Annotated in this window: 13 protein-coding genes; 11 read left to right on the top strand and 2 right to left on the bottom strand. The window is 68.6% G+C overall.

Annotation, left to right across the window (positions count from 1 at the left end):
* Positions 1 to 177: 177 nt before the first annotated feature.
* The 10 genes from E0H50_RS15585 (at position 178) to E0H50_RS15540 (ending at position 9076) form a co-directional block, all read left to right on the top strand.
* The gene (locus E0H50_RS15585; protein ID WP_131288791.1) at positions 178 to 942 is read left to right on the top strand and encodes a lysophospholipid acyltransferase family protein; all 765 of its coding nucleotides are present in this window, start codon (positions 178 to 180) and stop codon (positions 940 to 942) included.
* 46 nt (positions 943 to 988) lie between these two features.
* Positions 989 to 1381: a DUF2237 family protein gene (locus E0H50_RS15580; protein WP_131288789.1), complete on the top strand. Its 393-nt coding sequence runs from the start codon at positions 989 to 991 to the stop codon at positions 1379 to 1381.
* A gap of 43 nt (positions 1382 to 1424) precedes the next feature.
* Positions 1425 to 2798 (top strand): class II 3-deoxy-7-phosphoheptulonate synthase, encoded by a 1374-nt coding sequence (locus E0H50_RS15575; protein WP_238150984.1) that lies wholly within the window; start codon positions 1425 to 1427, stop codon positions 2796 to 2798.
* Between the two features lie 13 nt (positions 2799 to 2811).
* Positions 2812 to 3867, top strand: coding sequence for a threonine aldolase family protein (locus tag E0H50_RS15570; protein ID WP_337590377.1), 1056 nt, complete (start codon positions 2812 to 2814; stop codon positions 3865 to 3867).
* An 84-nt stretch (positions 3868 to 3951) separates the two neighbouring features.
* The gene (locus E0H50_RS15565) at positions 3952 to 4929 is read left to right on the top strand and encodes a ribose-phosphate diphosphokinase (RefSeq protein ID WP_131288787.1); all 978 of its coding nucleotides are present in this window, start codon (positions 3952 to 3954) and stop codon (positions 4927 to 4929) included.
* Positions 4930 to 4983: 54 nt separating this feature from the next.
* Positions 4984 to 5655: an alpha/beta fold hydrolase gene (locus E0H50_RS15560; RefSeq protein WP_202868168.1), complete on the top strand. Its 672-nt coding sequence runs from the start codon at positions 4984 to 4986 to the stop codon at positions 5653 to 5655.
* A 265-nt stretch (positions 5656 to 5920) separates the two neighbouring features.
* Entirely contained in the window at positions 5921 to 6100 is a 180-nt protein-coding gene (locus E0H50_RS15555; protein ID WP_131288785.1) for a hypothetical protein, read from the top strand.
* A 177-nt stretch (positions 6101 to 6277) separates the two neighbouring features.
* A complete protein-coding gene (locus E0H50_RS15550; RefSeq protein WP_238150983.1) occupies positions 6278 to 6898 on the top strand; it encodes an SAM-dependent methyltransferase in 621 nt (206 codons plus the stop codon).
* 13 nt (positions 6899 to 6911) lie between these two features.
* Complete coding sequence (locus tag E0H50_RS15545) at positions 6912 to 7901, top strand: serine hydrolase domain-containing protein (protein WP_202868167.1); 990 nt, start codon at positions 6912 to 6914, stop codon at positions 7899 to 7901.
* Between the two features lie 65 nt (positions 7902 to 7966).
* The gene (locus E0H50_RS15540; RefSeq protein ID WP_131288781.1) at positions 7967 to 9076 is read left to right on the top strand and encodes a Gfo/Idh/MocA family protein; all 1110 of its coding nucleotides are present in this window, start codon (positions 7967 to 7969) and stop codon (positions 9074 to 9076) included.
* Positions 9077 to 9448: 372 nt separating this feature from the next.
* On the opposite strand, the gene E0H50_RS15535 is transcribed toward E0H50_RS15540, so the two are convergent.
* Positions 9449 to 12571 (bottom strand): amidohydrolase family protein, encoded by a 3123-nt coding sequence (locus E0H50_RS15535; protein ID WP_238150982.1) that lies wholly within the window; start codon positions 12569 to 12571, stop codon positions 9449 to 9451.
* A 142-nt stretch (positions 12572 to 12713) separates the two neighbouring features.
* Between E0H50_RS15535 and E0H50_RS15530 the strand changes: the two genes are divergently transcribed.
* A complete protein-coding gene (locus E0H50_RS15530; protein ID WP_131288779.1) occupies positions 12714 to 13241 on the top strand; it encodes a hypothetical protein in 528 nt (175 codons plus the stop codon).
* Between the two features lie 8 nt (positions 13242 to 13249).
* Here the strand turns inward: E0H50_RS15530 and E0H50_RS15525 are convergent, their stop codons facing one another.
* Complete coding sequence (locus E0H50_RS15525) at positions 13250 to 13753, bottom strand: SRPBCC domain-containing protein (protein ID WP_131288777.1); 504 nt, start codon at positions 13751 to 13753, stop codon at positions 13250 to 13252.
* Positions 13754 to 13773 lie beyond the last annotated feature (20 nt).

Raw genomic sequence — 13773 nt, 5'->3', positions numbered from 1 at the left:
ACATTGCCTGAGGGGGAAGCTGGAACGTAGTGTCCGCACCGGAAGGTGGCGCGCCGGAGTTGTCGCGTGACCGCCACCGGTGGGCACTGGTGCCGGAGTGGGTACGGGCCGACGATGGTGACGTGGGCTCTCAGTGAGTGCTGGTGAGTGTCGGGCGAGTGACGGAGGTCGAGGCGGATGCTGTACCTGTTCCTCAGACGGTTCTTGGTCGCACCACTGGTCAAGCTGCTGTTCCGGCCCAAGGTGACCGGGGCCGAGCACGTGCCGACCGACGGTCCGGCGCTGCTCGTCAGCAACCACCTGGCGTTCTGCGACTCGATCTTCCTGCCGGTCTCGATTCCGCGGCAGATCGTCTTCCCGGCCAAATCGGAGTACTTCACCGGTCCCGGCCTCAAGGGAAAGCTGGTGGCCACGTTCTTCCGGTCCGTGGGCCAGATCCCGATCGACCGCTCCGGCGGCCGCGCCTCGCTGGCCGCGCTGAACACCGGCCTGGGGATCCTCGAGAAGGGCGGCCTGTTCGGGATCTACCCCGAAGGCACCCGCTCGCCCGACGGCCGGCTGTACAAGGGCAAGACCGGCGTCGCCCGGATGGCGATCGTGGCCGGCGTCCCGGTGATCCCGGTCGCGATGATCGACACCCACAAGCTGCAGCCCGCAGGCCGGATGAAGCCGACCCTGTTCTACCGCGAGAAGGGCCGGCTGCTGCCGCGCCTGGTCCGCCCGGGCGTCGCGTTCGGCGAGCCGCTGGACTTCTCCCGGTACGAGGGCATGGAGCGTGACCGCTTCGTCCTGCGCTCCGTCACCGACGAGATCATGTACGCCCTGATGGACCTGTCCGGTCAGGAGTACGTCGACATGTACGCCGACAAGGCCAAGGAGCTGCTCAAGGCGGGCGAGTCGATCGACGAGCACGTCCGGCTCGGCGACACCAAGGCCAGCTGAGGGCCAGCTGACCGCTTTCCGCTCGCCGTACGGCGAGGATGCAGTCATGGACAACGACCTGAACGTGCTCGGTGAGCCGCTCGAGGAGTGCGGTACCGATCCGGTGACCGGGTTCTACCGTGACGGCTGCTGCACGAGCGGGCCCGAGGACCTCGGCAACCACACCGTCTGCGCGGTGATGACGGCCGAGTTCCTGGCCCACCAGGCCTCGATCGGGAACGACCTGATCACCCCGCGCCCCGAGTGGCAGTTCCCCGGCCTGAACCCGGGCGACCGCTGGTGCGTCGTCGCGGCGCGCTGGCTCCAGTCGTACCGCGACGGCGTCCCGGCCCCCGTCGTACTCGCCTCAACGCACGTCCGCGCCCTCGAAGCCATCCCCCTGGACGCTCTCCGCACCCACGCCGTTGACGTCCCCCAGGACCCCAGCTCACTCACCTGAGACACGCACACGAGGTTCGAAGGGGGTCAACTAGGCTGAGGGCATGCAATTTGCGACGTTGACGGCGGGTCAGGTCCCCGGAGTTCCCACGCTGGACGAACTGCGGGGGCTGAAGCCGCTGCAGCAGCCGGAGTGGCCGGACCATGGTGTCCTGGAGCAGGTGATCGCGGAGCTCCGGACGCTGCCGCCGCTGGTGTTCGCCGGTGAGTGCGACGACCTGACCACGAAGATCGGTGCGGTCGCCCGCGGTGAGGCGTTCATCCTCCAGGGCGGCGACTGCGCGGAGACGTTCGCGGGCGTGACCGCGGAGAACATCCGGGCCAAGCTGCGGGTGCTGCTGCAGATGTCCGTCGTCCTGCAGTACGCCGCCAGCGTGCCGGTCGTGAAGATCGGCCGGATCGCCGGGCAGTACGCCAAGCCGCGCTCGTCCGGCGAGGAGACGCGCGAGGGCGTGACGCTCCCGTCGTACCGCGGTGACGCCGTGAACGGCTTCGAGTTCACCCCTGAGTCGCGGATCCCGGACCCGCAGCGCCTGCGCGGCGTCTACAACGCGGCGGCCGCGACGCTGAACCTGACCCGCGCGTTCACCACCGGCGGGTACGCCGACCTGCACCAGGTGCACGCCTGGAACACGGACTTCGTGAAGTCGTCGCCGGTCGGTATGCGCTACGAGCAGCTGGCGTCGGAGATCGAGCGGGCGCTCGCCTTCATGCGGGCCTGCGGCGCCACCTCGGACGAGTTCCGGACCGTCGACTTCTACGCGTCGCACGAGGCGCTCATCCTCGAGTACGAGCACGCCCTGACCCGGATCGACTCGCGGACCGAGCAGCCGTACGACGTCTCCGGCCACCTGCTCTGGGTGGGGGAGCGGACCCGGCAGCTGGACGGCGCGCACGTCGAGTTCCTCGCCTCGCTGTCGAACCCGCTCGGCGTGAAGATCGGCCCGACCACGACCCCGGAGTACATCCGGGCGCTGATCGACAAGCTGAACCCGAAGGGCATCGAGGGCCGGCTCACGTTCATCACCCGGATGGGCGCGGGCAAGATCCGGACGGCGCTGCCGCCGCTGCTGGAGGCCGTGCGTGACCACGGCTCGCCGATCGCGTGGGTGTGCGACCCGATGCACGGGAACACGTTCGAGACGCCGAACGGGTACAAGACCCGCAACTTCGACGACGTGATGGACGAGGTCCAGGGCTTCTTCGACGCCCACGAGCAGGTCGGGACCTGGCCGGGCGGCGTCCACATGGAGCTGACCGGCGACGACGTCACCGAATGCCTCGGCGGCGGTGAGGAACTGGTCGCGGAGGACCTCGTGAACCGGTACGAGACCGCCTGCGACCCGCGCCTGAACCGCCACCAGTCGCTCGAGCTGGCGTTCCTCGTCGCCGAGCGCCTGCGCGGCGCGCAGAGCTGAGAGGGACCTCGGGATGAGTCTCGGGACGAGTTCGGCGACCGGCGTGATCGATCTGCGGTCGGACACGGTCACGCGTCCGTCGGCGGAGATGCTGGCCGCGATGACGTCGGCCCCGCTGGGTGACGACGTGTACGGCGAGGATCCGACCGTCAACGCCCTGGAGGAGCGGGTCGCCGGCCTGCTCGGGCACGAGGCCGGGTTGTTCACGGTCACGGGATCGCTCGCGAACGTCCTCGGCGTACGGGCGCTGGTCCCGCGCGGCGGCGAGGTCCTGTGCGAGGCTTCGGCGCACATCGTGCGCGCGGAGCTCGGCTCGCACGCGGTGTCCGGCGGTGTCACCACGCGGACGTGGAGCGCGCCGTCGGGGCAGATCGACCTGGAGCAGATCCGGACGCTGATCGCCCCTGACCTGGGTCCGTACTTCGTGCAGACGTCGGCGGTTTCCGTCGAGAACACCCACAACTTCGGCGGCGGCGCGGTTCAGCACCTGTTCGATACCCTCGCCGACGAGCTCGACGCCCGCGGTCTCCCGCTCCACCTGGACGGCGCCCGGCTGTGGAACGCGGCGGTCGCCACCGGTCGCACGGTCGCGTCGTACGCCTCGCGGGCTGCCGCCGCGAGCGTGTGCCTCTCGAAGGGCCTTGGCGCGCCGGTCGGTTCGGTACTCGTCGGGTCGGCCGAGCTGATCCGCGAGGCGCGCGTTTGGCGGAAGCGACTCGGCGGCGGCTGGCGGCAGGCCGGCGTACTGGCTGCGGCCGGTCTGTACGCCGTGGAACACAACGTCGAGCGGCTGGCCGAGGACCACGCGAACGCGCGTGTTGTTGCCGAGGTTCTGGCAGATGCGGCGCCTGGCTCGGTGAAGCCCGACCAGGTGGAGACGAACATCGTCGTCGTCGATCTCGCGGGCACCGGTCGCACCGTTCCCGAGGTGGTGGCCGAGGCGCGCGACGCCGGCGTACTCGTCGGCGGTGTCGGGGCCACGCAGCTCCGGATCGTCACGCACCTGGACGCGTCGGCCGCCGATTGTCACAGCGCGGCCGCAACTCTGGCTCGAATCATCGCCGGATGACCGGTCGTCCCCAGCCGCGCGCGCGAGCGTTCGACCGGGCGAGATAGGGTGCAGCTGTCGGGGTCGCAGCGTTCGGGGAGAGCCGTGCGAGAGATCGTCGTGTTCAGCGGAAGTGCCCACACCGAGTTGGCGGAGCAGATCTGTAAGGATCTCGGCGTACCGCTTTCTCCGGTCGAGATCCATCGTTTCAGCAACGATTGCCTGCAGGTCCAACTGCAGGCGAACTGCCGGCAACGAGACGTGTACATCGTGCAACCGCTCGTACCGCCGACGCAGGATCATCTGATGGAGCTGCTGCTGATGATCGACGCCGCCCGCGGCGCGTCGGCGCAGCAGATCACCGCGGTCATCCCGCACTACGCGTACGCACGCTCCGACAAGAAGGACGCGTCCCGGATCTCGATCGGCGGCCGGCTCGTCGCCGACATGCTGACCACGGCCGGCGCCAACCGGGTGCTGACGATGTCGCTGCACGCGCCGCAGGTCCACGGCTTCTTCTCGGTCCCGGTCGACCACCTGACCGCGATCGGCATCCTCGCCGACCACTTCCGCGGCCGTGACCTGTCCGACACCGTTGTCGTCAGCCCCGACCTCGGCAACGCGAAGACCGCGACACAGTTCGCCCGGCTGCTCGGCCTCCCGGTCGCGGCCGGCAGCAAGCAACGGCTCGCCGACGACCGCGTGGTCATCGACACCATCGTCGGCGACGTCTCCGGCAAGCGAGCCATCGTGCTCGACGACGAGATCGCGACCGGCGGCTCCATCATCGAACTCCTGGACCGCCTGAAGGACCGCGGCTGCACCTCCGCCGCCGTCGCCTGCACCCACGGCCTGTTCGCCGGCCCCGCCGTCGACCGCCTGCGATCACACCCCTCCATCTCCGAAGTCATCAGCACCGACACCGTCCCCCGCCCCACCGGCTTCCCCGACCTCCAAGTCACCTCGGTAGCCGGCCTCTTCGCCGAAGCCATCAACCGAATCCACGACGGCGAATCCGTCAGCAGCCTCTTCGACGGCGTAGACCCCACCCACGCCCCACCCCAACCCAAACTCCCGTTCTAGCGCGGTCCTCCCCACGCGAGCTACTGGTTGCGCGGGTCGGCCTAGGATGACGCGGTGAAGTTCGTGATGGTGCCGGGTGGGTGGCAGGGTGGGTGGGTTTTCGACTCGGTGGCGGATGAGCTGCGCCGGCTGGGGCATCAGGTCGAGGCCGTGACGTTGGCCGGGTTGGAGTCGGACGGGCCGGCGGATGCGGAGCGGCCGGCGAATCTCGACGTACACATCGACCAGGTCGCGGACATCGTCGAGCGGAACGCTGACGGACAGTTGGCGTTGTGCGGGCACAGCTATGCGGGCCTGGTGATCGCGGGGGTCGCGGATCGGCTCGGGGATCGGCTTGATCAGTTGGTGTTCATCGATGCTTATGTTCCGGACGACGGTGACTCGTGCTGGACGTTGACGAGCGACACGTTCCGCGAGTTGTTCCTCTCCGGCGCGAGCGCCGACGGCCGGTGGGTCGCCGTACCTGAAGGGCTCGACCCTCGTGCGCGGCCGCACCCGCTCGCGAGCTTCGTGCAGTCGATCAGCCTGGAGGGCAACACGTGGCCGGCGCTTGGCCGGACGTACATCAGCGGCGGCGAATGGTCCGGCAGCCCCTTCCTGGACCTGACCGAACGCCTACGCAAGGACCCGGCCTGGCAGGTGCACGACATCCCAGTAGGCCACAACATCGCCCGCCGCGACCCCCAAACTCTGGCAACCGTCCTCAACACCCTGACACCGACGTAGCCGCACCAGGCACCCAGACCGCGCCCGTCCCCTCCGCATTTCCCTGGCTAGCCCACCAATGCAGGGGTTCCACGCCCACTTCCACGGTGTAGAACCCCCCATTTCCCTGGCAAACCAGCCAAATTCGCTGGTCAGCCAGGCAAGAGTTCTTTGAGGTCGATGTTGTATTGGTGAGGGTGGCGACCAGCCAGCGTCGCTGGAGTGGACTCGCTGTGGCGAACAGGTAGTCGATGGCGTCCGATGCCTGATACTTCCGGCGCCGCGGGTGACGTTTCCGATCCAACCCCAGCAGAGCAGTCGTGTCCCGGTTCTGATCGGTACGGCCTCGGTGGATCCTGAGCTGGGGTACGCCGTTCCGCCAGGCCCGTGGGGGTTGGCTGTCTCGCTGCACACCGAGCGCGACCGCTGGCTGCTGGCGTCGTTGGAGCTGACCATCACGCCGTAAATGGATTGCCTCGGTGTCCGTGGTCGCGCACACTCCGGTCGCATGGATGATGCTGAGCTTGAGGTGCGGTTGCGGAACGAGCGGTACCCGCGGGCTGCGGGGTATTCGGCTCGGTGGATGGTTGATGGGTCTATGGGGCCTAATCCTGTGTGGCAGGCGGAGGCGTTGGTTGGGTTGATGCCGCTCGAGCCCGGGATGCGGGTGCTCGACATGGGGTGTGGGACTGCGCGGAGTTCGATCTTTCTGGCGAAGGAGTTCGGGGTCGAGGTGTGGGCTACCGATCTGTGGGTCAAGCCTGAGGAGAACCTGCGGCACGTGGCCGACGCGGGCCTGGAGGGACGGGTGCATCCGGTCTACTCCGAGGCGCATGCGCTGCCGTTCGCGGAGGGGTTCTTCGATGCGGCGGTCAGCATCGGCGCCTACCACTACTTCGGAACCGACGACCTGTACATCGGCTACTTCTCACGGTTCGTCAAGCCCGGCGGCCGGATCGGCATCGTTCAGCCCGGTCCGGTCGACGAGTACGAGGTGCTTCCGCCGCCACACCTCACGGAGTACTGGAAATGGGACTTCTGCGCCTGGCACAGCCCCGACTGGTGGCGCCGGCACTGGGAGAAGACCGGCCTGGTGACCGTCGAGGTCGCCGACCAGCTGCCCAACAGCTGGCAGGACTGGCTGCAGTGGAACGAAGCCTGCGACGAAGACGGCGGTACGCCGGGACGCGAAGAAGCCCGCATGCTCCACACCGATGGCGGTCGAACCCTCGGCCTGACCCGGGTCATCGCCCACCGCAACTGATAGCTTCAGCGCCGTGCGGGATGTGGTGGAGGGGGCGGTTGAGCGCACCGGGTTCTCCGGTGTGGTTCGTGTCGATCGGGCCGGCGCGACGGAGTTCTGCGCGGCCTACGGGTACGCCGACCGGGCGCATCGGATCCTCAACACGGTCGAGACCCAGTTCGCGACCGCGAGCGGGACCAAGAGCCTGACGGCGCTGTCCGTGATGAGACTGATCGAAATCGGGACGTTCGAGCTCGGCACGACAGCCCGTTCACTGCTCGGCAAGGACCTGCCCCTGATCGCCGACGACGTGACGATCGAGCATCTGCTCGCCCACCGCTCCGGGATCGGCGACTACTTCCCCGAGGAAGGCGACATCACCGACTACGTGATGCCGATCCCGGTACACGAGCTCGCGACGACCGAGCAGTTCCTGCAGGTGCTGGACGGGCACGAGACCGTGTCCCCGGCCGGCGAGCGGTTCGTCTACAACAACGGCGGGTACGTCGTCCTCGCCCTGCTGGCCGAACGGGCGAGCGGCATCGACTTCCATCAGCTGGTACGCACGCTCGTCTGCGAACCGGCAGGCATGGTCGACACCGAGTTCTTGCGCTCCGACGAACTCCCGGGCCGCGCCGCCCTGGGCTACCTCTCCGTCGACGGCCTCCGAACGAACGTGTTCCATCTCCCCGTGCTCGGCAGCGGCGACGGCGGCATCTACTCGACTGCCGCCGACCTCAGCGCCTTCTGGGACGCGCTCTTCGCCGGACGCATCGTCTCGCCGGAGCACGTCGCCGAGATGGTGCGACCGCACAGCGACTGGCCGGAAGAGTCCAGGCGCTACGGCCTCGGTTTCCACCTCCGCGCGACAGGCGACGGTGTCTGGCTGGAGGGGTACGACGCGGGCGTGTCGTTCGCCAGCCTGCACAAGCCCTCGTCCTCGACCACCTACACAGTCATCTCGAACTGGTCCGACGGCGCCTGGCCGATCATCAAGGTCCTCAACGACCAGCTCGGCGTCTGAGAGGGCGTCTGAGGCAGAAACGCGCACCGCCGCAGGGTTCGGCGATCGCCAATAGCATTGCCGGTATGGCGGATTCTGTGCGGATCGGTGTTGTCGGCGCGGGGAGCATTTCGGTTCGCGGGCTGCTTCCACATCTGGGCCAGCCGGATCTGGCCGGGCGGGTGACCTTGGCCGCGGTCTGTGACCCGGTGCCTGGACGCGCGGAGGCGGCGGCGGACAAGTTCGGGGTCGGCCAGGCGTTCACGCAGTATGAGGACCTGCTGGCGCGCGGCGACGTCGACGCCGTGACGATCGCTTCGCCGATCGGGTTGCACTACGAGCAGGGCAAGCTCGCGTTGCAGGCCGGGAAGCACGTGCACTTCAACAAGACGATGACGGTGACCGTCGCCGAGGCGACCGAGCTGATCGAGCTCGCCGCGGAGAACGATCTGCGGATCGTCGCGTCACCGGGGGAGATGCTGCGGCCGCATCACGTGCGGACGCGGGAGCTGATCGCCGAGGGGGCGATCGGCACGTTGTCGTGGGTGAGCTGCGGCGCGGCGTTCGGCACGTACCACGAGGACGAGTCCGTGCGCGGCGGCAACGACGTACTGTCGAACATCGATCCGTCGTGGTACTTCCGCAAGCCCGGCGGCGGACCGCTGTACGACATGACGGTGTACGCGCTGCATTCCGTCACCGGGATCCTCGGGCCGGCGCGGCGCGTGACCGCGATGTCCGGCGTACGGATCCCGGTGCGCGGCGACGTACGGACCGATGCCGACGACAACACCGTCATCCTGATCGACTTCGGCGACAACCTGTTCTGCGTCGCGACCGGGACAGCCGCGGGCGGGATGCGCGGCGGGTTCGGCGGCGCCTACTACGGTACGGCGGGGACGATCGACGGGCTGCTGCTCAACGGTGAACCCTTCGACTTCCCCCGCCGCGACCCGTCCGAGCAGGCGCCGCGCGGACCGGGAAACCAGGCGCTGCTTCCGCACGTGACCGGCGTACACCGGGAGATCGAGGAGCAGCACGTGTACGAGGACGTCATGCAGCTCGTCGACTGGGTCCGCGACGGCAAGCCCTCGATCGTCACCGCCGAACACGCGCGCCACGTCATCGACATCATCGAGTCCGCGTACCGCGCCTCCGCGACCGGTCAGACCCAGGACCTCACCACCACCTTCTGATTCTCAGCTGTACTCCGACAGCCCGACGATGAACGCAACCCGCACCTCGCCCACGAGGGTGGATAACCGGCTCTCCTGTCCGAAGTGGGGGTGAACCGCGGGGCCGTGGGACAGGTCCTGGTGGGCTCGTACCTGATATTCCCTGTCCGCAGCACCTAGAAGGTGTCCATTCCCCCGACAACCGGCTGACCGCGCTCACGGGTAGCCACAGTCGGCCGGAAACGGCAGCTCGACAGTACGTATACGTCTACTACCTGCCTGTCCGCACGGGGCGGCAGGCGGGATCGCCGGACAGTGGACGTATACGTACTGTCGACCTGCGCGTGTGACTGGTCGGCGGGTGGCACTCCGGAGCGGGAACCGAGGGCTGGCCTAGCCTTCGCAGCAGGCTCGGTGGAGCCATTCGGGTTCGTGCCACCAGTACTGGGTGTTGTGCGCGTGGGCTTGGGTGCGGGTCAGGGGTTGTGGGGCGTTGGCGGTGTGGACGGCGGGCTGGAGGCGGGTGCCGGCGGCGTACGGCTGGAGCAGGTCGTCGACGGTGTGGAGATTGCCGGCGATCATCACCTGTTGGACGGCGGCCGCGGCGCGGATGTCGGCGAGTGGGTCGCCGGTGACGAAGGACAGGTCGGCCTGGGCACCCGGTTTGATGACGCCGAGCTTGTCCTCCAGGGCGAGCCATTTCGCCGGGTTGTGCGTGGCGGTGGTGAGCGCCTCGTACGGCGTGAATCCGCCCGCGACCATCGAGCGGAGGTTGGCGTGCAGCGATACGGCCATGTTGTCGAGCGGAGTGTCGGTGCCCGAGATGACCAGCCCGCCGCCGCGGTGGATGCGCAGCACCATGTCGACGTTGCCGCGCAGCAGTTCGCGCGTGGTGACACCGGCCGGGCCCTTCGCGGTGTTCACCTCGGTGATCAACGCGTTGTACTCCCAGGACGGATACAGCGTCGTCGTACGGCGGTCCGTGAGCAAGGACGGATCGTCGACGTGGGCCATCGTCGAGTTGAAGAGCGTCGGCGTCACGGACAGCCCGGCCCGCGTGAACAGCGTCACCACATCGGCGTACGCGCGTCCCAGCCGACTGACCGTGTGCGAGTACCCGAGCCGGTTCGTTGCGCCGGTGTGCTCCATGCCGTCCATCCCGAGATGCTCCGCGGGATAGAGGTAGTGCGACGACAGCTGCAGCCCGAGGCGATGCACGTGAGCGATCGCCCGCCGCTGGTACTCGATCGGCAGCCGCACGTACGTCTTCACCAGGTCGTACGCGAGCCCTTCGACCCGATCGAGCTCCAGACCGAGTTGCCGTACCGACAGCGTCGGCCGCATGAAGTTGTAGTACACCCGCGACCCGTCGATCGCCTCACCCGTCGCGAAGTACCGCGGCCCTCTTAGTGACCCGCTGACAAGCGCTTCCCGCGTCTCCTGCATCTGATAGACCGGGTCGCCGGGCGATCGGGTGGACGTGATCCCGTACGCCAGCCACAGGTTGCCCTGCCGCGCACCCCACGCCCGCCCGCGCAGATGCCAGTGGTTGTGCGCGTCGATCAACCCGGGCATCACGGTCAGCGCCGACGCGTCGATGTCGGCGCGGCCGGTGTGCGGGCGTACGGCGGCGATCCGCGCACCGTCGACGACCACGTCGACGTTCTCGCGCAGCGTGGCCGCCCGCCCGTCCCACAACGCGCCGGCGTGGATCGTGACGTGCTGGTTGACGGTCGCCCGCCGGTACTGAAGGTCGAGCTTGACCGTCCGGCCTGTTGTCGTGCGCAACCGTCCGTTGTTGAGGTAGAGCAACGTGTCGTTGTCCAGCCAGACGGGGGAGTCCGTCGTTTCGTTCGTGACCGCGCGCGGCTCCCCGGTGAAGCGGCCGCGGGCGTCGACCGGTGCGACGTACAGCAGGCTCTCTACCACGAAGGCCAGGTGCTTGCCGTCCGGTGCGAACACGGGGCCGTCGTCGCCGCGGGTGGCGAGCGAGCGGAACGGCATCGGCTCGACGTACTCGAGCGCGGTCGACGCGACATCGACGTACAGCAGTTGACTGGTGCCCTCGCGGAAACGTTTGGAGAACGGCTTCACCGCTGCGAGGACGAGGGTCTTGCCGTCGCGCGACCAGCTGACCCGGCCGGGCTGGAACAGCGTCGGCGTGAGCTGCCGGACCTCGCCCGACGCGAGGTCGAGAACCCAGGCGATGCCGTCCTGGTCCTGGTACGCGATCCGCTTTCCGTCGGGCGCGAAACGCGGCGCGGTCTGGGCGCCCGGGAGACCCGACAGCTTGGTGTCCGTGTTGGTGGCCAGATCGTGCAGCCACAGGTCCGCCGTACCGTCGCGATCGCTTGCGTAGAGCAACTTCTTGCCGTCCGGCGAGAAGTCCGGGTCCGAGTTGAAGTAGCCGTCGGCAACCACCTTGCGGGGTTGGGTTCTGCCGTCGGTCGGTGCCAGCCAGAGCGCGTTCAACGCGCGGAACGCGATCCACGTCCCGTCCGGCGACGCCGTCGGGCTGGCGATCCCCTGGACCGCGCGCTTACCCGTCGACTCCAGATCAGGAGCCTTCGGCCGCGGACGCCGCGACGTCACGGGAACCGTCGCCGCGAACGGTACGACGCTGTGCCCGCCGTCGGCCCGGTGGCGGTGGACCTTGCCGTCGGCCGTGTAGAAGAGGTCCGTCGACGCCCAGGACGACGGGACCGCGAAGACGTCCTGTCCATTGCTGACTTGCTGATTGTCGACAATCAGATCGCAGGACGGGCCGGTCAGGCGAACGTAGGCGAGGGTGCCGTCGGGGGAGTACGACGGGCCGAACAGAGTGATCCCGGTCTGATTGTTGACAATCGTCGTGCGGACACCGGAGGTGAGATCGAGTTCGACGATCGAGCTGGTGTCGACGGTGAAGGCGATCTTCCGGCCGTCGGCGGAGACAGTCGGCTCGGCTTCCTCGCTGGTGGTGTCGGTCAGCGCGACGATCGTGCCGCTCGCGAGATCGAGGCGGTGGATGCCGTAGCTGCCCGCGGTGTTGCTCCCGTCGCCGAAGCTGCCGCGGTCGGACGAGAAGACGATCGATCGGCCGTCGGGGGTGAAGTGCGGCTCGCGGTGGTCGTACCGGCCGCTGGTCAACTGCCGCAGGCCGGTGCCGTCCGGCCGGATCGACCAGAGGTGGAAGTTTCCGTCGCGGTACGACTGGAACACGATCGACCGCCCGTCCGGGGACCAGCGTGGGCGGGTCGCATCCTGCAGGTCGTCGGTGAGCCGGCGCGACGTACCGCCCGCGGCCGGCGTCACCCAGATCGCCGTCACCAGGTCGGACGCCAGCCACTTCCCGTCCGGCGACACCGACACCATCAGGTTCGTGCCTTCGGTGAGCACAGCCTGCCGGCCGGTCGACGGGTCGGCGGCCTCGGCGGTCGTGGCCGGAAGTTGTACGGCGCCGACGGCGGCAGCACCTCCGCCGAGTTGCAGCGCACGCCGCCGCGAAATGCTCCAGGAACCAGGGTTCTCGGTCACGTCAGTGCATCCAATCCCTAGGGGGCGGTGGGACCCCTCCGAATCTGCCAGCACCGTCCGAGTCGCACGAACCTGACCGGCGAGTCCCGCGCCCAACGGCCACTACCGTGCGACGAACGGCTCAGCGTCTATCGTCTGCGGCATGCAATCTCTGTCTCCGCGGGCTCGGGCGCTGGGTGCGGCCGGGCTCTGTTTGGTGATCGCCGTCGCAGCCGGGCTCGCAGTCGACAGCCGGCTCGATCGGCACTGGATCCTTCGCGGTCTCACCGCTCTGCTCGCGGTGTGCTGCGCCGCGCTCCTGCTGACCGACCAGACTCGGCGGTTGCGGCAGATCGTGACAGGGGTCGGGCTGGGGATGTTCGGGCTGGTCATCCCGGTGTCGCAGACGACCTGGTCGAAGCCGCCGGAGATCGACTTCGCGCTGCAGGTCGCGACCGACGCGAAGAACGCGGCGCAGAAGAACGCCCGGAGTACGGTGTCGATCGCCGACGTACAGGCCGCCGCGGAGGCGCGCGGGGGAGCCGTCGGAACCTTACCGACCGAGAAGAACCCGCAGGTGCGCGGCGCCGACGCGTACCCGCTCGTCGTCCGCCCGAACCGCGACCAGGGCCGCCCCTGGGCGTGCCTGACCTTCACCCACGGCCTCGACGCCAAAGTCCGCCCCTGCTGATACCCCCGCTATTCGTAGGCCGCGGCCAACTCCTCGGCCCGAGTGAACGGGTCCCACGTGACAGGTGTGCCGTCGAGCTGGGCCTCGACGACCTCCAGCCCTGCCTCCCAGCCCGCCGCAGCAGGTCCAGCGGCCTCAGGATCGGACAGGACGTTGGTGAACACCAGTCGGCTGCCCGTCGGGGTCGGAGAGATCTCCCAGGTGAGGACCTCGCCGGCCCACTCGTACTCCAGCACAGTCGGCCGCTCGCTCCGCAGCAGTCGGCCGTTCGGTGTGCGCTCGGGGTCGTCCACCATCCCGAACCTCCGCTGCTGTTCCTCCGTCACCGCGAAGAACAGCTCAGTCCCGACCGGACGATCGAGGTCCACCACCGCGGGGAACCACGCCGACAGCCGCGCGGGATCCGTGATCGCCTCCCACACCTGTTCCGGTGGATGGGGCAGCAACCGTTCGAACCTGATCGCCGTCCGTCCGTCGCCGGTCGCGAAGACCGTCCCGTGCCGACTGTCCATGGCTGCAATATAACCCACGA

This window comes from Kribbella sindirgiensis (assembly GCF_004331435.1).
GTDB classification, from domain to species: domain Bacteria; phylum Actinomycetota; class Actinomycetes; order Propionibacteriales; family Kribbellaceae; genus Kribbella; species Kribbella sindirgiensis.
Note: the sequence above shows the minus strand (reverse complement) of the source record. Positions and strands in the feature narration are given on the sequence as shown.

Excerpts from the sequence above, each read along its gene's own strand:
- E0H50_RS15575 (WP_238150984.1), top strand. The coding sequence starts at position 1,425 with ATGCAATTTGCGACGTTGACGGCGGGTCAGGTCCCCGGAGTTCCCACG.
- E0H50_RS15550 (WP_238150983.1), top strand. The coding sequence starts at position 6,278 with ATGCCGCTCGAGCCCGGGATGCGGGTGCTCGACATGGGGTGTGGGACT.
- E0H50_RS15570 (WP_337590377.1), top strand. The coding sequence starts at position 2,812 with ATGAGTCTCGGGACGAGTTCGGCGACCGGCGTGATCGATCTGCGGTCG.
- E0H50_RS15530 (WP_131288779.1), top strand. The coding sequence starts at position 12,714 with ATGCAATCTCTGTCTCCGCGGGCTCGGGCGCTGGGTGCGGCCGGGCTC.
- E0H50_RS15540 (WP_131288781.1), top strand. The coding sequence starts at position 7,967 with ATGGCGGATTCTGTGCGGATCGGTGTTGTCGGCGCGGGGAGCATTTCG.
- E0H50_RS15525 (WP_131288777.1), bottom strand. The coding sequence starts at position 13,753 with ATGGACAGTCGGCACGGGACGGTCTTCGCGACCGGCGACGGACGGACG.
- E0H50_RS15580 (WP_131288789.1), top strand. The coding sequence starts at position 989 with ATGGACAACGACCTGAACGTGCTCGGTGAGCCGCTCGAGGAGTGCGGT.
- E0H50_RS15585 (WP_131288791.1), top strand. The coding sequence starts at position 178 with ATGCTGTACCTGTTCCTCAGACGGTTCTTGGTCGCACCACTGGTCAAG.